This window comes from Streptococcus sp. GMD5S (assembly GCF_000298715.2).
Lineage (GTDB): Bacteria > Bacillota > Bacilli > Lactobacillales > Streptococcaceae > Streptococcus.
Genome location: NZ_AJRG02000018.1, coordinates 20,569 through 42,793 on the forward strand (window position 1 = coordinate 20,569; position 22,225 = coordinate 42,793).

Sequence of the window (22,225 nt, forward strand, 5' to 3'; positions counted from 1 at the left end):
GTATAAATATGCTATAGAGGCAAGTGATATTATAAAAATAGAGATGATAATTGAATAATTATGAAAGAAAAGAGAAGGGCGATTTTATGGTATAATAGGAAAAAGGAGTTTTATATGCAAGATTTTTTTCAACGCTATTTTGATAAACTTGACTTAACAACCATGTTAGAGAATCTCTTAACCAAGGTGATTTCTCTTTTGATTTTGTTTTTGCTATTTTATATAGCTAAAAAGATGCTTCATGCGACTGTACGAAAGATTGTCAAGCCCTCACTTAAATTTTCCAATCGAGATGCAGGAAGGCAAAAGACCATTTCTCGTTTGCTAGAGAATGTCTTTAACTACATTCTTTATTTCTTCTTGCTCTACTGTATCCTGTCTATTTTAGGTTTGCCAGTTTCGAGCCTCCTTGCTGGTGCGGGGATTGCTGGGGTGGCCATTGGTATGGGGGCGCAAGGCTTTCTATCTGATGTTATCAATGGCTTCTTCATTCTTTTTGAACGCCAGCTTGATGTGGGTGATGAAGTGGTTCTCACAAATGGACCGATTACCGTTTCTGGAAAGGTCGTTAGCGTAGGGATCCGTACAACGCAACTGCGAGGTGACGATCAAGCCCTCCACTTTGTTCCCAATCGTAATATCACCGTCGTCAGCAATCTATCTCGTACTGAATAGGCCGGCTATTTTAGCAGATTTGTGGTACAATAGAAGGAGTTTGGTAAAGGAGAGAGTATGCTATTTGTAGAGAAAAAATTAGGTCACGATTGTACATGGATAGACCTTGATGTGGACAAGATTAAAAACATGGAAGACCTTTCGGATGTCTATGGATTGGACAAGGAAACCATTGAGTATGCTCTGGATAGAAATGAGCGTGCCCACATGGACTATCACCGTGAAACGGGAACGGTAACCTTCATTTATAATGTTCTTGACTTAGAAAAAGACAAAGAATATTATGAAGCGATTCCGATGACCTTTATCGTTGAAAAACAACGGCTGATCACAATTAGCAATCACAAGAATAGTTATGTGATTAAACGTATGGCAACCTACCTTGAAAGCCATGAAGTTGTTTCAATCTACAAATTTCTTTTTGCCAGTTTAGAGATTATAAGCAATGCTTATTATCCAGTTATTGAAGAAATGGATAAAAGTAAGGATGAAATCAGTGCACTTCTTCGTCAAAAAACAACTAAAAAAAATCTTTTTGCCCTCTCTGACTTGGAAACTGGTATGGTTTACCTGACAGCAGCTGCCAAACAAAATCGTCTCCTCTTGGAACATATCCAAGGGCATGCTCTTTATCGCAATTTTAATGAGGTAGAAAGAGAGCAGTTTGACGATGCCATGATTGAAGCACATCAGTTGGTTTCGATGACAGACTTGATTTCTCAAGTTTTGCAACAACTCTCAGCCTCTTACAACAACATCCTAAATAATAATCTAAATGATAATTTGACAACTTTGACCATTATCTCAGTCTTGCTAGCTATCCTTGCAGTTATTACAGGATTCTTCGGAATGAATGTTCCCTTACCGTTTGCAGATGAACCAAATGCTTGGATTTATATTTTGATAGCTAGTCTCATTTTATGGGTAGTCTTAGCCCAATATTTAAAGAATATTGCTAGAAATTAAAAAGAAAAGGAGCCAGAATGGCGATTGAAAATTATATGCCAGACTTTGCTGTGGAAGCAGTTTATGATCTGACAGTCCCAAGCCTGCAAGCGCATGGTATCAAGGCTGTTTTGGTCGATTTGGACAATACCCTCATTGCTTGGAACAACCCTGATGGGACGTCAGAGATGAAGCAATGGCTACATGACCTTCGGGACGCAGGTATTCGCATCATCGTGGTCTCAAATAACACCAAAAAACGGGTCCAACGAGCAGTTGAGAAATTTGGGATTGATTACATTTATTGGGCTCTGAAGCCCTTCACATTTGGGATTGACCGTGCCATGAAGGAATTCCACTATGAGAAAAATGAAGTGGTCATGGTCGGCGACCAGCTCATGACGGATATACGAGCAGCACATCGTGCAGGCATTCGCTCGATCTTAGTCAAACCCTTGGTCCAACACGACTCCATCAAAACGCAGATTAACCGAGCTCGCGAGCGCCGTGTCATACGAAAAATCACTGAAAAGTACGGACCGATTACATATAAAAAAGGAATTTAACTATGGAAGAAATTCTCTGTATTGGATGTGGAGCAACCATTCAGACGACAGACAAGGCTGGTCTTGGATTTACTCCCCAGTCGGCACTTGAAAAAGGTTTGGAGACTGGCGAAGTTTATTGCCAACGCTGTTTTCGTCTCCGCCATTACAATGAAATCACAGATGTCCAGTTGACAGACGATGATTTTCTCAAGCTCTTGCACGAGGTGGGAGACAGTGATGCCTTGGTAGTGAATGTCATTGACATCTTTGATTTCAATGGATCAGTTATCCCAGGCTTACCGCGCTTTGTATCGGGCAATGATGTCCTCTTGGTGGGAAATAAAAAAGATATCCTGCCCAAGTCTGTTAAACCGGGCAAGATTAGCCAGTGGCTGATGGAGCGTGCCCACGAAGAAGGACTTCGTCCAGTGGATGTCGTCCTGACTTCAGCACAGAATAAGCATGCTATTAAGGAAGTCATTGACAAGATTGAACACTACCGTAAGGGCCGCGATGTCTACGTAGTTGGGGTAACCAACGTTGGAAAATCAACTCTCATCAATGCAATTATCCAAGAAATCACGGGTGACCAGAATGTCATCACGACTTCACGATTCCCAGGAACAACCTTGGACAAGATTGAGATTCCGCTTGACGATGGATCTTATATCTACGATACGCCGGGAATCATCCACCGTCACCAGATGGCCCACTACTTGACGGCTAAAAATCTCAAGTATGTCAGCCCTAAAAAGGAAATTAAGCCCAAAACCTATCAGCTTAATCCTGAACAAACCCTATTTTTAGGTGGTCTTGGACGCTTTGACTTCATATCAGGAGAAAAGCAAGGATTCACAGCTTTCTTTGACAATGAACTCAAACTCCACCGTACCAAGCTAGAAGGCGCTAGTGCTTTTTACGACAAGCACCTAGGAACCCTTCTGACACCACCAAATAGCAAGGAGAAAGAAGATTTTCCAAAATTAGTCCAGCATGTATTTACCATCAAGGACAAGACTGACTTAGTCATTTCAGGACTCGGCTGGATCCGCGTAACAGGCACCGCCAAAGTCGCCGTCTGGGCACCAGAAGGCGTCGCAGTCGTCACACGAAAAGTAATTATTTAAAATAAAATCACTGAGCGAACAAAGTGAGCTCATAAAAAGATAGTTATTGTCGTGGTGTGATTGCCAATCGTTAGATTGGCAAGGGGCACACTTGAGACCTAGGCTCAAGTGTGAGGTCAGGAAATCCATTTTTCAAAGATGAGATCTTTGGAAAATTAGTTCCGACCGTCCCCCACCACCTAAAATAACTATCAAAAATCAAGGAAGAAAGATTATGTCATTAACATCGAAACAACGTGCCTTCCTCAACAGCCAGGCACACACCCTCAAACCCATCATCCAAATTGGAAAAAATGGTCTCAACGACCAAATCAAGACCAGCGTCCGTCAAGCTCTTGACGCGCGTGAATTGATCAAGGTTACTCTCTTACAAAACACAGATGAGAACATCCACGAAGTAGCTGAAATCTTGGAAGAAGAAATCGGTGTGGATACGGTCCAAAAAATCGGACGCATCTTGATCTTGTTTAAACAATCCAGCAAGAAAGAAAATCGCAAGATTTCCAAGAAAGTTAAAGAAATCTAAAAACCTACTCCAAACAACTGTTTTTACAGAGAATTAAAGGAAGACGAGCCTATGGCAATCGAATTATTGACTCCCTTTACCAAGGTAGAGTTGGAGCCAGAAATCAAGGAGAAAAAACGCAAACAAGTCGGGATTTTAGGGGGGAATTTTAACCCTGTTCACAATGCCCATCTTGTTGTGGCGGACCAAGTACGACAACAGTTGGGGCTGGACCAGGTCCTACTTATGCCCGAATACCAACCACCTCATGTAGATAAAAAGGAAACCATCCCCGAGCACCATCGGCTCAAGATGCTTGAGTTGGCGATTGAGGGGATTGAAGGCTTAGCCATTGAAACTATTGAGCTGGAGCGCAAGGGCATTTCCTACACCTACGACACTATGAAGATTTTGACAGAGCAACATCCAGATACGGATTATTACTTCATTATCGGGGCTGATATGGTGGATTATCTGCCTAAGTGGTACCGAATTGATGAACTGGTTGACATGGTTCAGTTTGTGGGGGTTCAGCGCCCACGCTACAAGGCTGGGACTTCCTATCCAGTTATCTGGGTGGATGTGCCTCTCATGGATATTTCCTCCAGCATGGTGCGTGACTTTCTTGCTCAAGGTCGGAAACCCAACTTTCTCCTACCTCAGCCAGTGCTAGACTACATCGAGAAGGAGGGGCTCTACTGATGGCCTATCAAGACTATATCAACTGTTCTCGCGATGCTTTGTTGGGAAAAATGGCAGAGTTTCTACCTGAAAAACGCTTAACCCATTGTCTGGGTGTAGAGCGTGCGGCTATAGAGCTCGCCCAGCGATTTGGAGTCGATGCTGAGAAAGCGGGTCTAGCAGGCCTTCTTCATGATTATGCTAAAAAGCTGTCAGATCAGGAATTTCTAGACTTGATTGACCGTTACCAATTAGACCCTGACTTCAGAAATTGGGGTAATAATGTCTGGCATGGCATGGTTGGTATTTACAAGATTCAGGAAGATTTGGATTTGCATAATCCAGAAATCCTGCGAGCTATTGAAATCCATACAGTCGGTGCTGGTCAGATGACCGATCTAGATAAAGTCATCTACGTCGCAGATTATATCGAGCACAATCGTGCCTTTCCAGGTGTGGATGTGGCGCGTGAAATTGCTGAGCTATCGCTCAATAAGGCAGTGGCCTACGAAACAGCTCGTACCGTGGAGCATCTAGCTCATCAGGGATTCCCCATCTATCCCCAAACCATTGAAACCTATAACGCCTTTGTGCACTTTTTGAAAGAGGACTAAATGAACGAAAAAGAATTACTAGAACTAGTCGTGAAAGCGGCTGATGAGAAACGTGCGGAAGATATCCTGGCACTTGATGTACAAGATTTGACCAGTGTTACAGACTACTTTGTTATCACTAGCTCGATGAATAGCCGTCAGTTGGACGCTATCGCTGATAATATCCGTGAAAAAGTAGCCGAAGCTGGTGTTAAAGGCAGCCATGTCGAAGGTGATGCAGCTGGAGGCTGGGTCTTGCTAGACCTCGGTGGTGTCGTCGTGCATATCTTCTCAGAAGAAATGCGTGCCCACTATAACCTTGAAAAACTCTGGCATGAGGCAGATTCAGTAGACATTTCAGAAGCCTTGGTATAGGAGATGAACTCAGTTGCAGTAAACGGGGTTTCTTTGCTTATTTTAAAAGGAAAGTGATAGAAAGGATTTGAACCCGTCCTGTAATCGTCGGAAAATAGATAGCCTTTCTTGGAGCTCGGCTCCATCGTCAGGCTCCTAATTTTCTATCGAATTACGGGCGGACTTGGTATCATGATTTATGGCGACATATGAAACCTTTGCGGCTGTATACGATGCTGTGATGGATGATAGTTTATATGACAAATGGACGGATTTTTCTCTGCGTCATTTGCCTAAGACCAAGGAGAGAAAGAAACTCTTGGAATTGGCTTGTGGGACAGGCATCCAGTCTGTGCGCTTTTCTCAGGCTGGTTTTGAAGTGACTGGACTGGACTTGAGCGCGGATATGCTGAAGATTGCTGAGAAAAGAGCAGCTTCAGCCAAGCAAAAGATTGATTTTATGGAAGGCAATATGCTGGATTTGTCCAAAGCAGGGAAATACGATTTTGTGACTTGTTATTCGGACTCAATCTGTTACATGCAGGATGAGGTGGAAGTAGGGGACGTCTTTAAGGAAGTATATAATGCCCTCAACGAAGATGGTGTCTTTATCTTTGATGTGCATTCGACCTACCAAACAGATGAAGTTTTTCCAGGCTATTCTTACCATGAAAATGCGGAAGATTTTGCCATGCTCTGGGATACCTACGAGGACGAAGCCCCTCACTCTATCGTGCATGAGTTGACTTTCTTTATCAAGGAGGTTGATGGTTCCTTTAGTCGCCACGATGAGGTACACGAGGAGCGTACATACGAAGTCTTGACCTATGATATTTTGCTGGAACAGGCTGGTTTCAAGTCCTTCAAACTCTATGCGGACTTTGAGGACAAGGAGCCGACTGAGACCAGTAGACGTTGGTTTTTTGTCGCACAGAAGTAGGAGAAAATATGGCAGGAGGAGACTTTTGTTTACTAGTATTTAATTTATTTTATTTTGGATATTACTGCATAAAATTTAGAGTAAAATTAATTACGGAAATAATAGCAGGATTTAAAAGTAGTTTTGATTTTTTACATAAAAACATATCTTTTGACAACTGGAAAAAAGGTCTGGCATCAATTTTAGGAATCATTATTATTGTATTTCCTTTAATATTATGGTTAATTCTCTTAATTTTAAAAAAACCTTTATTGTTTTTAAAGAAGATTGTAGATTATGAAATTGATAATAAATTTGAAGTCTTAAAATATCTTCTATTTCCTATGAATTTAGCATATATTTCTATAAGATATGCGGAAATCTTGCACATAACATATAATTCTATAAATACTTTAATCAATTTTAAGGATAGAGTTTTAGATTTAGTTCAAAATGTAATAGTTGTTTTAGCTCCGATGTTAATTATATTATTTTTTATCTCTCTTTATAATAAACTTTCAAAAGGAGATAAAAATATTTTCAACGAATTACAGAAATATTATCTTATTTGGATGAAATTAATTGTATCACTCGTTATAATTGCTATAGTGATAGTAGCTTATATTATCACATTAGAGGATTTGAAAAACTATAATACACAGATTGATGCATATGCAATTATTCCATTATTTCTGGCTTCTTGTGTAACAGGATCGAAGATTATAATTTCTTTAATAAAAATAGTGGGAGATGATAAAAAATAATGACCATCACCGGTATTATCGCGGAGTTCAATCCTTTTCATAATGGCCACAAATACCTGCTAGAACAAGCAGATGGGCTGAAAATCGTTGCCATGTCTGGAAATTTCATGCAGAGGGGCGAGCCGGCTATCGTTGACAAGTGGACACGGGCTCAAATGGCACTAGAGAATGGAGCGGACTTGGTAGTGGAATTGCCCTTTTTAGCCAGTTTACAAGCAGCGGATTTCTTTGGACAAGGAGCTGTGGATATCTTGACTCGGTTGGGCATTGATAGGCTAGCTTTTGGGACAGAGGAAGTTCTGGATTATCAGAAAATTGCTGACTTATACACAGAGCGAGGTGCTGAGATGGAGAGTTTTGTGGAAAATCTACCTGATTCACTCTCCTACCCTCAGAAAACCCAAGCTATGTGGAAGGAATTTGCAGGTCTAGATTTTTCAGGCAACACGCCTAATCATGTCCTTGCTCTGGCCTATGCCAAGGCGGTTGCAGGACGAAACATCAAGCTTGAGTCGATTCAACGTCAGGGAGCGGGGTATCATTCTGTGGACAAGGATGTGGACTTTGCCTCGGCGACAGCCCTCCGTCAGCACCAGAGGGACAAAGATTTCTTAGAATGCTTTATGCCTTCTGTTGACCTCTTTGAGCAGGCCAGTAAGGTGAGCTGGGAGGACTATTTTCCCTTGCTCCGCTATCAAATCTTGTCAAATCCAGACCTAACGACCATCTATCAGGTCAATCAAGAAATGGCTGTGCGCATCAAGGATGCTATCAAGAAGGCTCAGTCTGTTGACGAATTGGTCGAGGCGGTTGCGACCAAACGCTACACCAAGGCGCGTGTCAGACGCCTCTTGACCTATATCCTGGTGCAGGCTAGAGAAAGCGACTTGCCAGAAGCCATTCATGTCCTTGGCTTTACCGAAAAAGGCAGACAACATCTCAAGTCACTGAAAGAGCAGGTCCATCTAGTCAGCCGAATTGGCAAAGAACCTTGGGATGCTATGACTCAAAAGGCAGACCAGATTTACCAACTAGGACACCCAAGTATAGCAGAGCAGAATTTTGGCAGAGTGCCTATCAAAATAGAATTAAACTAAGTCTACTGAAAGGTAGGCTTTTTTATTGTATGTTTTAATGAAAATGTCATTTTTAAGAGTTAGAAAGTTTGTTTTGTGATTTCAGAACTTTCTTCTAAAATTCACACAAAACTCTTCAATTTGGGTTTGTGAAAATTGTTTTTTTATGATAGAATATTAAGGAATGTATGTCATTCGATAAACAAATTTAATGAGGTAAAAACATGGAAATCATGACACTTGCGATTGCTGTTTTTGCCGTCATCATAGGTTTAGTCATTGGATATGTCAGCATCTCAGCTAAGATGAAATCATCTCAAGAGGCTGCAGAGTTGATGCTTCTAAATGCTGAACAAGAAGCAACTAATTTACGAGGACAAGCTGAGCGCGAAGCGGATTTATTGCTAAATGAAGCCAAGAGCGAAAGCAAGTCTCTTAAAAAAGAAGCACTATTGGAGGCCAAAGAGGAAGCCAGAAAATACCGTGAAGAAGTGGACGCTGAATTTAAGTCAGAACGTCAGGAGCTCAAGCAAATTGAAAGTCGTTTGACGGAGAGAGCTACGAGCCTTGACCGTAAGGACGACAATTTGACGAACAAAGAAAAAACACTTGAACAAAAAGAACAAAGTATTTCTGATAGAGCAAAAAACCTTGATGCACGTGAAGAGCAATTAGAGGAAGTCGAAAGACAAAAAGAAGCTGAACTTGAACGTATCGGTTCCCTTTCCCAAACTGAGGCTCGAGATATTATCTTGGCTCAGACAGAGGAAAACTTAACCAAGGAAATTGCTAGCCGCATTCGTGAGGCTGAGCAAGAAGTGAAGGAACGTTCAGACAAGATTGCGAAAGATATCTTGGTTCAGGCTATGCAGCGTATCGCTGGTGACTATGTAGCAGAGTCAACAAACTCGACAGTTCACCTACCAGATGATACCATGAAGGGACGCATTATCGGTCGTGAAGGACGTAATATTCGTACCTTTGAAAGTTTGACAGGGGTAGATGTCATCATTGACGACACGCCAGAAGTGGTAACCTTGTCAGGATTTGATCCGATTCGTCGTGAAATTGCTCGTATGACCATGGAAATGTTGCTCAAAGACGGCCGCATCCACCCAGCTCGTATCGAGGAGTTGGTGGAGAAAAACCGTCAAGAGATTGACAATAAGATCCGCGAATACGGTGAGGCTGCTGCCTATGAGATTGGTGCGCCAAACCTTCATCCAGACTTGATGAAGATTATGGGACGCTTGCAGTTCCGTACTTCTTATGGACAAAATGTCTTGCGTCATTCGATTGAGGTTGCTAAGTTATCTGGTATCATCGCCAGTGAACTTGGTGAAAATGCAGCTCTTGCCCGTCGTGCTGGATTCCTTCATGACATCGGGAAAGCTATTGACCGCGAGGTTGAAGGTAGCCATGTTGAGATTGGTACAGAGTTGGCTCGTAAGTACAAGGAACACCCAGTTGTAGTGAATACCATTGCTAGCCACCACGGCGATGTCGAAGCCGAAAGCGTCATTGCAGTGATCGTTGCTGCAGCAGATGCCTTGAGTGCAGCGCGTCCAGGTGCTCGTAGTGAATCGCTTGAAAGCTATATCAAGCGTCTCCATGACTTGGAAGAAATCGCCAATGGCTTTGAAGGAGTGCAAAACAGCTTTGCTCTTCAAGCAGGACGCGAGATTCGTATCATGGTTAATCCAGGACAAATCAAAGACGACAAAGTCACAATCTTGGCTCACAAAGTTCGTGAGAAAATTGAAAACAATCTCGATTACCCAGGAAATATCAAGGTAACCGTGATTCGCGAGCTTCGTGCAGTAGATTATGCTAAATAAATAAGAAAGAGCAGTTGAAATATTACTGCTTTTTTGTTACACTAGATAGAAAGACTGTAGAAGGATAATTGACACTATTATCAGTATCCGAGAGAAATTTCGCTTTATTTCACAGACTAACTAAAGGAGACATAATGGCAGACCGAGGCTTGCTAATCGTTTTTTCTGGTCCTTCAGGAGTTGGGAAAGGAACGGTTAGAAGAGAGATTTTTGAGAGTTCTGAGAATCAATTTCAATATTCTGTATCGATGACGACGCGCGCGCAACGTCCTGGTGAAGTGGACGGAGTGGACTATTTCTTCCGTACTCGGGAAGAGTTTGAAGAGCTGATCCGTCAAGGCCAGATGTTGGAATATGCAGAATATGTCGGTAACTACTATGGAACTCCTCTGACCTATGTCAACGAAACCCTAGATAAGGGAATCGATGTCTTTCTTGAGATTGAAGTCCAAGGAGCCCTTCAGGTTAAGAAAAAGGTTCCAGATGCTGTCTTTATCTTTTTAACGCCACCAGACTTGGATGAATTGCAAGATCGTTTGGTAGGTCGTGGTACAGATAGTGCTGAAGTGATTGCCCAACGAATCGAAAAAGCCAAGGAAGAAATTGCCCTCATGCGTGAGTATGATTATGCCATTGTCAACGATCAGGTGCCCCTCGCTGCTGAACGTGTCAAGCGTGTAATCGAAGCAGAACACTTCCGTGTGGACCGTGTCATTGGTCACTACCAGGAGATGTTGCCAAAATCTCCAACTACTCGATAAACTATAGGAAACAGGTACAAGCAAATGATGTTAAAACCCTCTATTGATACCTTGCTGGACAAGGTACCATCAAAATATTCACTCGTAATCTTGGAAGCAAAACGCGCCCACGAACTAGAAGCAGGAGCGCCAGCAACTCAAGAGTTTAAGTCTGAAAAATCAACTCTTCGTGCTTTGGAAGAAATCGAGTCTGGAAATGTAACCATTCACCCAGATCCAGAAGGAAAACGTGAAGCGGTTCGTCTCCGTATCGAAGAAGAAAAACGCCGCAAAGAAGAAGAAGAAAAGAAAATCAAAGAGCAAATCGCTAAAGAAAAAGAAGATGGTGAAAAAATTTAAGGTTGGGGGGACTCAATCTTATTTTTTCTATTGCAAGAATGTACTGACAAGGAGGAGGTGAGAAGATGGCAATCGCAAAGATTATTGTGGATGTTCCCCTTATGCAGACGGACCAGCCCTATAGTTATAAGGTCCCTGAGGAATTTGTAGAGATGCTGGAAGTCGGTATGCGGGTTCATGTCCCCTTCGGAAAGGGTAATCGTTTGATACAAGGGATTGTGCTTGGCCTGGAGTCCCAGTCGGATGAAGAGATGGAAGGTCAGGACTTGAAGGAGATTGCAGAGGTGCTAGACTTTTCTCCCGTCTTGACTCAAGAGCAACTCTGGCTGGCTGAGGAGTTACGCAAGTCTGTCTTTTCTTATAAAATCTCCATTCTAAAAGCCATGTTGCCGGGATTTTTAAACTCCAGTTATGATAAGATTCTTTATCCTTTAGAAGGTCTCAGTCAGGCAGACCGAGAGCGTTTGTTTGGTTCAGAAGCTTCGCTCGCCTTTTCTTCTCTAGATTTGGCCAAACAGGCAGAAATGATGCGCTTGACTAGAAAAGGGCTACTCCGTTTAGAATACCAGGCAGTCGATCAAAAGAAGGTCAAGACCCAGTCTTGGTATGAGGTTGATGCTACTCAGCTAGAGCGGATTGAGATTTCTGCGCGTGCTAAGAAAAAGGCAGAGCTGAGAGATTATCTGCTGTCTCATCCTGAAAGTGCTCCTCTGGCTAGCTTGTTAGAATCCTACTCACGGGAGCAAGTCAACTTTTTTGTGGAGCAAGGAGCTTTAACTCTAGTCCAAAAGGAAGTGCAACGTTCAGCTGCTTATTTTGAAGGCATTGAAGCAAGTACACCTTTGGAGCTGAACCCAGAGCAAAGACAAGCTCGTGATGCGGTTGTCAGTGCTATTGGCAATCAACAGCCTCCATTCCTCCTTCAAGGGATTACAGGAAGTGGGAAAACAGAGGTATACTTGCAGATCATCCAAGGGGCCTTGGATAAGGGTAAGACGGCTATTTTGCTGGTGCCTGAGATTTCTCTGACGCCACAAATGACGGAGCGTTTTATTGCTCGATTTGGTGAGAAAGTGGCTATTCTTCACTCAGGTCTGTCCAATGGTGAAAAGTACGATGAATGGCGCAAGGTTGAACGCGGAGATGCCCAAGTTGTTGTTGGCGCTCGATCAGCTATCTTTGCTCCTTTGAAAAATCTAGGTGTCATCATTATCGATGAAGAACATGAAGCTAGTTACAAGCAAGATAGCAATCCACGTTACCATGCTAGAGAGGTCGCCATTCTACGGGCCCAGTACAATCAAGCAGCTCTCGTACTTGGGTCTGCCACACCGAGCCTTGAGAGTCGTGCCCGTGCTGGAAAAGGTGTCTATCACCACTTACGTCTGACCCAACGAGCCAATCCTATGGCTACGATTCCAGAGGTTCAAGTGATTGACTTTCGGGACTATATCGGACAAAATGAGACATCAAACTTTACGCCTCCTTTGCTAGAGGCCATCCAAGACCGTCTGGATAAAAAAGAGCAGGTAGTCCTCATGCTCAACCGTCGGGGTTATTCTAGCTTTGTTATGTGTCGAGAGTGTGGGACGGTAGATAGCTGCCCCAACTGTGACATTTCTTTGACTCTCCACATGGATACCAAGACCATGAACTGCCATTACTGTGGCTTTTCTAAGGGAATTCCTCATGTCTGTCCCAACTGTCAGAGTCGCAGCATTCGCTACTACGGGACGGGGACTCAGAAAGCTTACGATGAGCTGGCAGAGCTCTTTCCTCAGGCTCGCATTCTGCGGATGGATGTGGATACGACCCGCAGGAAAGGTAGTCACCAAGCTCTTCTTGACCAGTTTGGTCAAGGGGAAGCGGATATCTTGCTGGGAACTCAGATGATTGCCAAGGGCTTGGATTTCCCAAATGTGACCTTGGTCGGAGTGCTCAATGCGGATACGGCCTTGAATCTGCCTGATTTCCGTTCTTCTGAGAGAACCTTCCAACTCTTGACCCAGGTGGCTGGTCGTGCAGGTCGAGCGGAAAAGGCTGGGCAGGTCTTGATCCAGTCTTACAATCCAGAACACTATGCCATTCGTTTTGCAAAAGATCAGGATTACGAAGGTTTTTATGCCTATGAAATGAGTATCAGACGCCAACTCGGCTATCCGCCTTATTATTTCACTATTGGGATTACCCTCTCTCACAAGAAAGAAGAAGAGGTTGTCAAACGTGCCTATGAAGTTATGGGAATTTTGCGATCAGGTTTATCGGAAACTAGTAAAATCCTTGGACCGACACCAAAACCCATTGCCCGTACCCACAACCTTTATCATTACCAGATTTTGATTAAATACCGTTTAGAAGATGAGCTGGGACCAACTCTTAACCAGGTCTTGGCCTTGACTCAAGAACGTGAAAATAGCGAGCTTCGTCTCAGCATTGACCACGAACCGCAGCAGTTTTTATAAGAAGGAGAAGAAATGACAAAACTAATCTTTATGGGAACACCTGATTTTTCAGCGACAGTTTTGAAGGGTTTGTTATCAGATGATCGTTACGAGATTCTAGCTGTTGTGACCCAGCCAGACCGCGCTGTCGGCCGTAAAAAAGTGGTCCAAGAAACCCCAGTCAAGCAGGCTGCTAAAGAAGCAGGCCTTCCTATCTACCAACCAGAAAAATTATCTGGAAGCCCAGAGCTGGAAGCTATTATGAATTTAGGAGCAGATGGGATTGTGACCGCTGCTTTTGGGCAGTTTCTCCCAAGTAAACTTCTTGATAGCATGGACTTTGCGGTTAACGTTCACGCTTCCCTTCTTCCCAAACACCGTGGTGGCGCTCCCATTCATTATGCCTTGATTCAAGGAGATGAGGAAGCTGGTGTGACCATTATGGAAATGGTTAAAGAAATGGATGCAGGAGATATGATTTCCCGTCGCAGTATTCCCATCACAGATGAGGACAATGTTGGTACCTTGTTTGAAAAATTGGCGATTGTTGGTCGTGATTTGCTTTTGGATACGCTACCTGGCTACCTAACAGGAGAAATCCAACCTGAACCACAGGATCCTAGTCAAGTCACTTTCTCGCCAAATATCAAGCCAGAAGAAGAGAAACTGGATTGGACTAAAACCAATCGCCAACTTTTCAACCAAATCCGTGGGATGAATCCGTGGCCTGTTGCTCATACTTTCCTTAAGGGCGACCGCTTTAAGATTTATGAAGCCCTGCCAGTAAAAGGTCAGGGAGCTCCAGGTGAGATCCTCTCAATTGGTAAAAAGGAATTGATCGTCGCAACGGCTGAAGGAGCTCTATCTCTCAAACAAGTGCAGCCAGCAGGCAAGCCTAAGATGGACATCGCTTCCTTCCTCAACGGAGTTGGTCGTACTTTGACTGTAGGAGAACGATTTGGTGACTAAAGTAGAAACGGCTAGAAGTCTAGCTCTAGCAGTGCTAGAGGATGTTCTAGTCAACCAAGCATATTCGAATATTGCTTTAAACAAACACCTCAAGGGGAGTCAACTCTCAGTAGCAGATAAGGGTTTGGTGACAGAGATTGTCTACGGTACGGTAGCCCGAAAACTGACTCTGGAATGGTACCTGTCCCACTTTATCGAAGACCGGGATAAGCTAGATAACTGGCTCTATATCCTGCTCCTTCTGAGTGCCTACCAACTTCGGTATTTGGATAAGATTCCTAATCACGCTGTAGTCAATGAAGCGGTAGAGCTAGCTAAAGCCCGTAAAAAAGGCAGTGAAAAATTGGTCAACGCTGTCCTGCGTCGTATTTTGCGAGAAGGCTGGCCAGACATTGACAGTATCAAACGTAAAAACAAGCGTGATTCCATTGCCTATTCTCTCCCAGTTTGGCTAGTATCTAAGCTCAAGGAAGAGTACGGTGAAGAGAGAGCACAAGCCATCTTTAAAAGTCTCTTGGTGCGCAACAAAGCTAGCATCCGGGTGACCAACTTGAGCCGAAAAGAGGAAATCAAAGCTTTGTTAGAGGCGACCGATTCCCCTTTAGCGGCCACTGGTCTGGTCAAGGAGCAAGGCCACTTTGCAGGACATGATTTGTTCGCAGAAGGGGCCATTACCATCCAAGATGAGTCCAGTCAACTGGTTGCTCCGACTCTTGATCTACAAGGTGATGAACAGGTCCTAGATGCCTGTGCCGCTCCGGGTGGGAAAACAGCTCATATGGCTTCTTACCTCACATCTGGTAAGGTGACGGCTCTGGACTTGTATGACCATAAGTTGGACTTGATCCAAGAAAATGCGGAGCGTCTGGGTGTGGCAGATCGAGTGCAAACGCAAAAATTGGATGCCAGAAAAGTGCATGAGTTTTTCGGTCGGGACTCTTTTGATAAGATTTTAGTAGATGCTCCCTGTTCTGGAATTGGACTTTTACGTCGCAAACCAGACATCAAATACAATAAAGAAACAGCAGATTTCACATCCTTACAGGAAATTCAGCTGGAAATATTAGGTAGTGTTTGTCAAACGCTACGTAAAGGTGGTATAATAACTTATAGTACCTGTACTATTGTCTCTGAGGAGAACTTTCAAGTCGTTGAGGCGTTTTTAGAAAGTCATCCCGAGTTCGAGCAGGTTAAACTAGAACACGAATGTAAAGATATCCTGAAAGATGGCTGCATCCTGATCACTCCTGAATTGTATGGAAGTGATGGATTTTTTATCAGCCAATTTCGCAAGATATCAGAATAGGAAGGAACTGACACAATGGAAATAGCATTATTAACAGATGTTGGTCAGAAACGGACAAATAATCAGGACTATGTCAATCACTTTGTCAACCGAGCAGGACGCACTATGATCATCTTGGCTGACGGGATGGGAGGGCACCGTGCAGGAAATATCGCTAGTGAGATGGCCGTAACAGACCTTGGTGTGGCTTGGGTGGATACCCAAATTGACTCAGTCAATGAAGTTCGTGAGTGGTTTGCCCACTACCTGGAGATTGAAAATCAAAAAATTCATCAACTAGGTCAGGACGAAGCCTACAGAGGTATGGGAACAACGCTAGAAGCTGTTGCGTTTATTGACAACCAAGCCATCTATGCTCACATTGGAGATTCTCGTATCGGTTTGATTCGTGGAGAAGAATACCACCAGTTGACGAGTGACCATTCTTTGGTCAATGAATTGCTCAAGGCTGGTCAATTGACTCCAGAAGAAGCAGAAACTCACCCTCAAAAGAATATCATTACCCAGTCTATCGGACAAAAGGATGAAATCCAGCCAGATTTTGGGATGATTACATTGGAGTCAGGAGATTATCTCTTGCTCAATAGTGATGGTTTGACCAATATGATTTCGGCAAGCGAGATTTATGATATCGTAACCAGTGATATTTCCCTAGCAGACAAGGCGGCAACCCTCATTCGCTTCGCTAACAATGCAGGAGGTTTAGACAACATTACGGTTGCCCTTGTTTACATGAACGAGGAGGCAGCAGAATGATCCAAATCGGCAAGATTTTTGCCGGGCGGTATCGGATTGTCAAGCAGATTGGTCGAGGAGGCATGGCAGATGTTTACTTGGCCAAGGATTTGATCCTAGACGGGGAAGAAGTGGCAGTGAAGGTCCTGAGGACCAACTACCAGACGGACCCGATTGCTGTGGCACGTTTTCAGCGCGAAGCGAGAGCCATGGCGGATCTGGACCATCCTCATATCGTTCGGATAACAGATATTGGTGAGGAAGACGGTCAACAGTACCTGGCTATGGAATACGTAGCAGGCCTTGACCTCAAGCGTTATATCAAAGAACACTATCCTCTTTCAAATGAAGAAGCAGTTCGGATTATGGGGCAAATCCTCTTGGCCATGCGCTTAGCCCATACTCGAGGAATCGTTCACCGGGATTTGAAACCTCAAAATATCCTCTTGACACCTGACGGCACAGCTAAGGTCACGGACTTTGGGATTGCCGTAGCCTTTGCAGAGACCAGTCTGACCCAGACAAACTCAATGTTAGGCTCTGTTCATTATTTGTCACCTGAGCAAGCGCGTGGTTCTAAAGCGACCTTCCAGAGTGATATCTATGCAATGGGGATCATCTTCTATGAAATGCTGACAGGTCATATCCCCTATGATGGGGATAGCGCAGTTACGATTGCCCTCCAGCATTTCCAGAAGCCACTTCCGTCCGTCATAGCTGAAAACCCATCTGTCCCTCAGGCTTTGGAAAATGTTGTCATCAAGGCGACTGCTAAGAAGCTGTCAGATCGTTATCAGTCTGTTTCGGAAATGTATGTGGACTTGTCAACTAGCTTGTCTTATAATCGTCGCAATGAACCGAAACTGGTCTTTGACGATGCGAGTAAGGCAGATACTAAGACTTTGCCTAAAGTTCCACAAAGTACACTGACATCGATTCCTAAAGCTCCGGCGCAAGAAGAACGCCCTCAGCCAAAGAAACCAACTCAACCAGTGGCAGAACCGGCTCCAGCGCCAAAACCAGCCAAGAAACGGAAGTTTAAGGCTCGCTATATGATTCTTTTGGCCAGTCTTCTATTGGTTGCAGCCTCTTTGGTTTGGATTTTGTCAAGGACACCAGCAACGATTGCTATTCCTGACGTAGCTGGACAAACCGTTGCAGAGGCTAAGGAAGCTCTTAAAAAATCCAAGTTTGAAGCCGGTGAAGAAAAGTCAGAGGCCAGCGATACCGTAGCAGAAGGACGTGTTATTCGAACGGATCCAGAAGCTGGTAGCGGCCGAAAAGAAGGAACCAAGGTCAATTTGATTGTTTCTTCTGGTAAGCAATCCTTCCAATTGAGCAATTATGTCGGACGTAAGTATACGGAAGTTGTAGCTGAACTCAAGGAGAAGAAGGTTCCTGAAAATCTAATCAAGATGGAAGAGGAAGAATCCAGCGAAAGCGAACCTGGAACCGTCCTCAGACAGACCCCTGCATCGGGTTCGACCTATGATCTCTCAAAAGCTACTACGATTACCTTAACAGTGGCTAAGAAGGTGACTAGTGTCAGCATGCCGAACTACATTGGTTCAAGTCTCGAGTTTACAAAGAATAACTTGACTCAGATTGTCGGTGTGAAGGAAGCAAATATTGAGGTTGTAGAAGTATCGACTCCTGAAGGAACAAAAGAGGGCACGGTTGTAGATCAAACGCCAAAAGCAGGAGAACTGGTTGATCTTGCAAGTACGCGTATCAAACTTTCCATTTACAAACCGAAAACACCACCGTCAACTTCATCCTCTAATCCTGCCCAACGTGGGAACCAGGGTTCTCCTACAAGTCCAAACCAGGGGAACCAACAAGGAAATCAACAAGGGAACACTCCTTCTAGCAGTTCATCCAATAGTGAAGGATCTCACGAAAGTTCTCGAGATTAGACGAATCTTTGTCATGATTTCATGACAAAGATTTTTTTTCACAAGATTTTGTGATAAAATATAGGGAGTAGAAAAAGGAGGAGAAAATGGACGAATCGAGAGAGTTGAATGCCGTCATTGATGTGATTATGCTAGCAGGAACCATTCTCCTGAAAAGTGGCTCAGAGATTCATCGGGTTGAGGATACTATGATCCGTATTGCCCATTCGCAGGGAATAATGGATTGCAATGTTCTTGCCATGCCCGCAGCTATTTTCTTTTCTATTGAAAACACCAATATTTCTCGGATGAAACGGGTGACGTCATCCTCTTATAACATTGAAAAAGTCTGCGATGTCAACCAGGTATCACGAGAGCTTGTTGGTGGCCAGATTGATCTTTCTACAGCCTTTCAAAAGCTGAAGGAAATCAGAAATCAAGCTCTTCCTTATACCAAGTTCCAAGTGACTGTAGCAGCGACCCTCAGTGCCCCTTTCTTCTCGATTATGTTTGGGGGCAATGTTTATGACGCTTTTGGTGCAGCTATTGCAACTTTATTTGGATTTGCCTTCTCTCTCTATGTCGAGAAGTTTGTCCGCATTCCTTTTGTAACGGCCTTTGCAGGTGCCTTTGTTTTCGGCTTGATCGCCCAGTTCTGGGCCCGCTATACAGGCTTTCCTTCGACAGCAGACCTGATTATAGCAGGAGCGGTCATGCCCTTTGTTCCAGGGATTGCTCTGACAAATGCGGTACGGGATATCATGACCAACCATATCAACTCTGGTATGAGCAAGATGTTTGAATCCCTGCTCATTACCCTCGCTTTAGGGGCCGGTACCTCCGTCGCCCTAGTTTTGATGACATAAGATGACTCTAACAAGTATTTTACTCCAAGCAGTAGCGAGTTTACTCGCCATCATCACCTTTCTAATCGTACTGAATGTTCAACGCTCCATGCTCCTACCTGGTGGTATTTTGGGAATGGGCGTTTGGCTCCTCTATCTCGTGCTCAAAGAACCAACCAATGTTATTATTGCGACCTTTATCGCAGCAGTAATTGGCTCTTGCATCAGTCAGATTTTAAGTATTGTCTATAAGACACCAGCGGTGGTCTTTGTCTTGGCCATTCTTGCCCCCTTGGTGCCGGGTTATTTATCCTATCGAACGACAGCTTTCTTTGTGACAGGCGATTACAGCCATGCTATTGCCAGCGCGACTTTGGTGGTTATGTTAGCTCTTGTTATTTCTATTGGAATGGCAAGTGGAACGGTGATTTTAAAGCTTTATTACTACATCCGAAAACAACGAGGAATCTCTTCCTAATACAATCAAAGCAAAGACTTGATTTGTTGAATCAAGTCTTTTTTCTCTCTTTTGTCCCTATTTGTGATAAAATAGAATGAAACGATTTTTTACAATGAATGAAAAAACAGAGGTAAATATGACAATCGGTATTGATAAGATTGGTTTTGCGACCAGTCAATATGTCTTGAAATTACAAGACTTAGCAGAAGCGAGGGGAGTTGACCCCGAAAAATTTAGCAAGGGACTCTTGTTAAATGAAATTAGTATTGCGCCACTGACTGAGGACATTGTTACCTTGGCAGCTAGTGCAAGCAACTCTATTTTATCAGACAAAGAAAAAGAAGAAATCGATATGGTCATCGTGGCGACCGAGTCAGGGATTGACCAGAGTAAGGCAGCGGCAGTCTTTGTTCATGGCTTGTTAGGCATTCAGCCTTTCGCCCGTAGCTTTGAAATCAAAGAAGCCTGCTATGGAGCGACAGCTGCCCTTCATTATGCTAAATTGCATGTGGAAAATTCTCCAGAGTCTAAGGTTTTGGTCATTGCCAGTGATATTGCCAAGTATGGTGTGGGAACTCCAGGTGAACCAACTCAGGGTGCTGGAAGTGTGGCGATGCTAATCACTCAAAATCCACGCATCATGGCCTTTAACAATGATAATGTTGCCCAAACGAGAGACATCATGGATTTCTGGCGTCCGAACTACTCAAGCACTCCTTATGTAAACGGCATGTACTCGACCCAACAGTATCTTGATTGCCTGACAACGACTTGGGATGAATATAAGAAACGCTATGACTGGACTATGGATGACTTTGCGGCTATCTGCTTCCACTTGCCTTATCCTAAGTTGGCCCTAAAAGGCTTGCGCAAGATGATGGACAAGAACTTATCTCAAGAGAAAAAGGATAGTCTGCAAGAAAACTTTGACAAGTCCATTCTCTACAGTCAGATGATTGGAAATATCTACACAGGTTCTCTCTTCCTCGGCCTCCTTTCTCTTTTGGAAAATGCAGAGACTTTGAAGGCTGGAGATAAAATTGCCCTCTACAGTTACGGAAGTGGAGCGGTTTCAGAGTTCTTTAGTGGAGAGCTGGTAGAAGGTTATGAAACTTATCTTGATAAGGATCGCTTGAGTAAACTTAAACAACGTACAACATTGTCTGTTGCAAACTATGAAAAAGTCTTCTTCGAAGAGGTGCAGTTGGATGAGTCTGGTTCAGCCCAATTTGCAGGTTATGAACATCAAGACTATGCCTTGGTTGAAATTGTCGACCACCAACGCCGTTATAGCAAGGTTGAAAAATAATGAAGATAAGTTGGAATGGATTTTCTAAAAAATCATACCATGAGCGCCTTGAGTTGTTACAAGCTCAGGCGCTCCTTAGTCCTGAAAGGCAAACGAGTCTGGAGCAGGATGAACAAGTCAGCTTGGCGGTTGCAGATCAGCTGAGTGAGAATGTGGTGGGAACTTTTTCTCTGCCTTATTCGATCATTCCAGAACTTTTGGTGAATGGTCAGGACTACACAGTTCCTTATGTGACAGAAGAGCCCTCAGTGGTTGCTGCGGCCAGCTATGCCAGCAAAATCATCAAGCGAGCAGGTGGCTTTACTGCTCAAGTACATGAGCGCCAGATGATCGGTCAGGTGGCCCTTTATCAAGTTGCTGATCCTGAACAAGCGCAAGAGAAGATTGCCAGCAAGAAAGCCGAACTCTTGGAACTTGCCAATCAAGCCTATCCTTCTATCGTCAAACGTGGTGGTGGGGCGCGTGATTTGCATGTAGAGCAGATCAAAGGTGAAACAGACTTTCTCGTTGTTTATCTTCATGTCGATACCCAGGAAGCCATGGGGGCCAATATGCTCAATACCATGCTAGAAGCCTTGAAGCCAGTCTTAGAAGAACTCAGTCAGGGACAGAGCCTCATGGGGATTCTGTCCAACTACGCGACCGATTCTCTGGTGACAGCAAGCTGTCGTATCGCCTTTCGCTACTTGAGCCGACAAAAGGATGAAGCCAGAGAAATAGCAGAGAAAATAGCTTTGGCTAGCCAGTTTGCGCAGGCAGATCCTTACCGAGCAGCTACTCACAATAAAGGGATTTTTAATGGTATCGATGCCATTTTAATCGCCACGGGTAATGACTGGCGTGCTATCGAAGCTGGGGCCCATGCCTTTGCCAGTCGAGACGGGCGCTATCAAGGTCTCAGTCGATGGAGTCTAGATAGGGACACAGAAGAATTGGTCGGTGAGATGACCTTACCCGTGCCGGTAGCGACCAAGGGTGGCTCTATCGGTCTCAACCCACGTGTAGCTCTCAGTCATGAACTACTAGGAAATCCTTCTGCCAAGGAATTAGCTCAGATTATCGTTTCTATCGGTCTCGCCCAAAACTTTGCGGCCCTCAAAGCCTTGGTGAGTACGGGCATCCAGCAAGGTCACATGAAGT

At 44.0% G+C, this 22,225-nt stretch carries 23 protein-coding genes; all 23 read left to right on the forward strand.

Annotation, left to right across the window (positions count from 1 at the left end):
- The first annotated feature begins 114 nt into the window (after nucleotides 1–114).
- Complete coding sequence (locus GMD5S_RS0208190; protein WP_001150572.1) at nucleotides 115–675, forward strand: mechanosensitive ion channel family protein; 561 nt, start codon at nucleotides 115–117, stop codon at nucleotides 673–675.
- Nucleotides 676–732: 57 nt separating this feature from the next.
- A complete protein-coding gene (locus GMD5S_RS0208195; protein ID WP_000899715.1) occupies nucleotides 733–1,641 on the forward strand; it encodes a magnesium transporter CorA family protein in 909 nt (302 codons plus the stop codon).
- A gap of 17 nt (nucleotides 1,642–1,658) precedes the next feature.
- Complete coding sequence (locus tag GMD5S_RS0208200) at nucleotides 1,659–2,186, forward strand: YqeG family HAD IIIA-type phosphatase (protein WP_000963734.1); 528 nt, start codon at nucleotides 1,659–1,661, stop codon at nucleotides 2,184–2,186.
- Nucleotides 2,187–2,188: 2 nt separating this feature from the next.
- A complete protein-coding gene (yqeH, locus tag GMD5S_RS0208205) occupies nucleotides 2,189–3,295 on the forward strand; it encodes a ribosome biogenesis GTPase YqeH (RefSeq protein ID WP_000391190.1) in 1,107 nt (368 codons plus the stop codon).
- A gap of 214 nt (nucleotides 3,296–3,509) precedes the next feature.
- Nucleotides 3,510–3,821 carry a ribosome assembly RNA-binding protein YhbY gene (gene yhbY, locus GMD5S_RS0208210; protein WP_000060169.1) on the forward strand — a complete coding sequence of 104 codons (312 nt, stop codon included), beginning with the start codon at nucleotides 3,510–3,512 and terminating at the stop codon, nucleotides 3,819–3,821.
- Between the two features lie 51 nt (nucleotides 3,822–3,872).
- The gene (locus tag GMD5S_RS0208215; RefSeq protein WP_000963714.1) at nucleotides 3,873–4,502 is read left to right on the forward strand and encodes a nicotinate-nucleotide adenylyltransferase; all 630 of its coding nucleotides are present in this window, start codon (nucleotides 3,873–3,875) and stop codon (nucleotides 4,500–4,502) included.
- On the forward strand, nucleotides 4,502–5,095 hold the full coding sequence (gene yqeK / locus GMD5S_RS0208220; protein ID WP_000331211.1) for a bis(5'-nucleosyl)-tetraphosphatase (symmetrical) YqeK: 594 nt from the start codon (nucleotides 4,502–4,504) through the stop codon (nucleotides 5,093–5,095). Before GMD5S_RS0208215 ends, yqeK begins: the two co-directional genes overlap by 1 nt.
- The gene (gene rsfS / locus GMD5S_RS0208225; protein WP_001003010.1) at nucleotides 5,096–5,449 is read left to right on the forward strand and encodes a ribosome silencing factor; all 354 of its coding nucleotides are present in this window, start codon (nucleotides 5,096–5,098) and stop codon (nucleotides 5,447–5,449) included.
- A 178-nt stretch (nucleotides 5,450–5,627) separates the two neighbouring features.
- Nucleotides 5,628–6,368, forward strand: a complete 741-nt coding sequence (locus GMD5S_RS0208230; RefSeq protein ID WP_000257063.1) for a class I SAM-dependent DNA methyltransferase — start codon at nucleotides 5,628–5,630, stop codon at nucleotides 6,366–6,368.
- An 8-nt stretch (nucleotides 6,369–6,376) separates the two neighbouring features.
- On the forward strand, nucleotides 6,377–7,111 hold the full coding sequence (locus GMD5S_RS0208235) for a hypothetical protein (RefSeq protein WP_000896960.1): 735 nt from the start codon (nucleotides 6,377–6,379) through the stop codon (nucleotides 7,109–7,111).
- Nucleotides 7,111–8,208, forward strand: a complete 1,098-nt coding sequence (locus GMD5S_RS0208240) for a nucleotidyltransferase (RefSeq protein ID WP_000156368.1) — start codon at nucleotides 7,111–7,113, stop codon at nucleotides 8,206–8,208. Before GMD5S_RS0208235 ends, GMD5S_RS0208240 begins: the two co-directional genes overlap by 1 nt.
- 203 nt (nucleotides 8,209–8,411) lie before the next feature.
- On the forward strand, nucleotides 8,412–10,025 hold the full coding sequence (locus GMD5S_RS0208245) for a ribonuclease Y (protein ID WP_000404959.1): 1,614 nt from the start codon (nucleotides 8,412–8,414) through the stop codon (nucleotides 10,023–10,025).
- Nucleotides 10,026–10,159: 134 nt separating this feature from the next.
- The gene (gene gmk, locus GMD5S_RS0208250; protein WP_000775041.1) at nucleotides 10,160–10,786 is read left to right on the forward strand and encodes a guanylate kinase; all 627 of its coding nucleotides are present in this window, start codon (nucleotides 10,160–10,162) and stop codon (nucleotides 10,784–10,786) included.
- Between the two features lie 24 nt (nucleotides 10,787–10,810).
- Nucleotides 10,811–11,125 carry a DNA-directed RNA polymerase subunit omega gene (rpoZ, locus tag GMD5S_RS0208255; RefSeq protein ID WP_002874282.1) on the forward strand — a complete coding sequence of 105 codons (315 nt, stop codon included), beginning with the start codon at nucleotides 10,811–10,813 and terminating at the stop codon, nucleotides 11,123–11,125.
- Nucleotides 11,126–11,190: 65 nt separating this feature from the next.
- Entirely contained in the window at nucleotides 11,191–13,587 is a 2,397-nt protein-coding gene (locus tag GMD5S_RS0208260) for a primosomal protein N' (RefSeq protein WP_000951903.1), read from the forward strand.
- A 12-nt stretch (nucleotides 13,588–13,599) separates the two neighbouring features.
- Complete coding sequence (gene fmt, locus GMD5S_RS0208265) at nucleotides 13,600–14,535, forward strand: methionyl-tRNA formyltransferase (RefSeq protein WP_000163667.1); 936 nt, start codon at nucleotides 13,600–13,602, stop codon at nucleotides 14,533–14,535.
- The gene (rsmB, locus tag GMD5S_RS0208270; RefSeq protein ID WP_008292878.1) at nucleotides 14,528–15,841 is read left to right on the forward strand and encodes a 16S rRNA (cytosine(967)-C(5))-methyltransferase RsmB; all 1,314 of its coding nucleotides are present in this window, start codon (nucleotides 14,528–14,530) and stop codon (nucleotides 15,839–15,841) included. The genes fmt and rsmB overlap by 8 nt, the downstream gene beginning before the upstream one ends.
- A 15-nt stretch (nucleotides 15,842–15,856) precedes the next feature.
- Nucleotides 15,857–16,597, forward strand: coding sequence for a Stp1/IreP family PP2C-type Ser/Thr phosphatase (locus GMD5S_RS0208275; protein WP_000401527.1), 741 nt, complete (start codon nucleotides 15,857–15,859; stop codon nucleotides 16,595–16,597).
- The gene (pknB, locus tag GMD5S_RS0208280) at nucleotides 16,594–18,492 is read left to right on the forward strand and encodes a Stk1 family PASTA domain-containing Ser/Thr kinase (RefSeq protein ID WP_000614523.1); all 1,899 of its coding nucleotides are present in this window, start codon (nucleotides 16,594–16,596) and stop codon (nucleotides 18,490–18,492) included. Before GMD5S_RS0208275 ends, pknB begins: the two co-directional genes overlap by 4 nt.
- Nucleotides 18,493–18,578: 86 nt before the next feature.
- The gene (locus GMD5S_RS0208285; protein ID WP_000344545.1) at nucleotides 18,579–19,337 is read left to right on the forward strand and encodes a threonine/serine exporter family protein; all 759 of its coding nucleotides are present in this window, start codon (nucleotides 18,579–18,581) and stop codon (nucleotides 19,335–19,337) included.
- A gap of 1 nt (nucleotide 19,338) precedes the next feature.
- Nucleotides 19,339–19,794, forward strand: a complete 456-nt coding sequence (locus tag GMD5S_RS0208290) for a threonine/serine exporter family protein (RefSeq protein ID WP_000176902.1) — start codon at nucleotides 19,339–19,341, stop codon at nucleotides 19,792–19,794.
- Between the two features lie 118 nt (nucleotides 19,795–19,912).
- Nucleotides 19,913–21,085 (forward strand): hydroxymethylglutaryl-CoA synthase, encoded by a 1,173-nt coding sequence (locus GMD5S_RS0208295; protein WP_008292874.1) that lies wholly within the window; start codon nucleotides 19,913–19,915, stop codon nucleotides 21,083–21,085.
- The coding region (locus tag GMD5S_RS0208300) for a hydroxymethylglutaryl-CoA reductase, degradative (protein WP_016893831.1) at nucleotides 21,085–22,225 on the forward strand (1,141 nt) is incomplete at its 3' end. The genes GMD5S_RS0208295 and GMD5S_RS0208300, both read left to right, overlap by 1 nt.

Excerpts from the sequence above, each read along its gene's own strand:
- GMD5S_RS0208190 (WP_001150572.1), top strand. The coding sequence starts at position 115 with ATGCAAGATTTTTTTCAACGCTATTTTGATAAACTTGACTTAACAACC.
- GMD5S_RS0208195 (WP_000899715.1), top strand. The coding sequence starts at position 733 with ATGCTATTTGTAGAGAAAAAATTAGGTCACGATTGTACATGGATAGAC.
- GMD5S_RS0208200 (WP_000963734.1), top strand. The coding sequence starts at position 1,659 with ATGGCGATTGAAAATTATATGCCAGACTTTGCTGTGGAAGCAGTTTAT.
- yqeH (WP_000391190.1), top strand. The coding sequence starts at position 2,189 with ATGGAAGAAATTCTCTGTATTGGATGTGGAGCAACCATTCAGACGACA.
- yhbY (WP_000060169.1), top strand. The coding sequence starts at position 3,510 with ATGTCATTAACATCGAAACAACGTGCCTTCCTCAACAGCCAGGCACAC.
- GMD5S_RS0208215 (WP_000963714.1), top strand. The coding sequence starts at position 3,873 with ATGGCAATCGAATTATTGACTCCCTTTACCAAGGTAGAGTTGGAGCCA.
- yqeK (WP_000331211.1), top strand. The coding sequence starts at position 4,502 with ATGGCCTATCAAGACTATATCAACTGTTCTCGCGATGCTTTGTTGGGA.
- rsfS (WP_001003010.1), top strand. The coding sequence starts at position 5,096 with ATGAACGAAAAAGAATTACTAGAACTAGTCGTGAAAGCGGCTGATGAG.
- GMD5S_RS0208230 (WP_000257063.1), top strand. The coding sequence starts at position 5,628 with ATGGCGACATATGAAACCTTTGCGGCTGTATACGATGCTGTGATGGAT.
- GMD5S_RS0208235 (WP_000896960.1), top strand. The coding sequence starts at position 6,377 with ATGGCAGGAGGAGACTTTTGTTTACTAGTATTTAATTTATTTTATTTT.
- GMD5S_RS0208240 (WP_000156368.1), top strand. The coding sequence starts at position 7,111 with ATGACCATCACCGGTATTATCGCGGAGTTCAATCCTTTTCATAATGGC.
- GMD5S_RS0208245 (WP_000404959.1), top strand. The coding sequence starts at position 8,412 with ATGGAAATCATGACACTTGCGATTGCTGTTTTTGCCGTCATCATAGGT.
- gmk (WP_000775041.1), top strand. The coding sequence starts at position 10,160 with ATGGCAGACCGAGGCTTGCTAATCGTTTTTTCTGGTCCTTCAGGAGTT.
- rpoZ (WP_002874282.1), top strand. The coding sequence starts at position 10,811 with ATGATGTTAAAACCCTCTATTGATACCTTGCTGGACAAGGTACCATCA.
- GMD5S_RS0208260 (WP_000951903.1), top strand. The coding sequence starts at position 11,191 with ATGGCAATCGCAAAGATTATTGTGGATGTTCCCCTTATGCAGACGGAC.
- fmt (WP_000163667.1), top strand. The coding sequence starts at position 13,600 with ATGACAAAACTAATCTTTATGGGAACACCTGATTTTTCAGCGACAGTT.
- GMD5S_RS0208275 (WP_000401527.1), top strand. The coding sequence starts at position 15,857 with ATGGAAATAGCATTATTAACAGATGTTGGTCAGAAACGGACAAATAAT.
- pknB (WP_000614523.1), top strand. The coding sequence starts at position 16,594 with ATGATCCAAATCGGCAAGATTTTTGCCGGGCGGTATCGGATTGTCAAG.
- GMD5S_RS0208285 (WP_000344545.1), top strand. The coding sequence starts at position 18,579 with ATGGACGAATCGAGAGAGTTGAATGCCGTCATTGATGTGATTATGCTA.
- GMD5S_RS0208290 (WP_000176902.1), top strand. The coding sequence starts at position 19,339 with ATGACTCTAACAAGTATTTTACTCCAAGCAGTAGCGAGTTTACTCGCC.
- GMD5S_RS0208295 (WP_008292874.1), top strand. The coding sequence starts at position 19,913 with ATGACAATCGGTATTGATAAGATTGGTTTTGCGACCAGTCAATATGTC.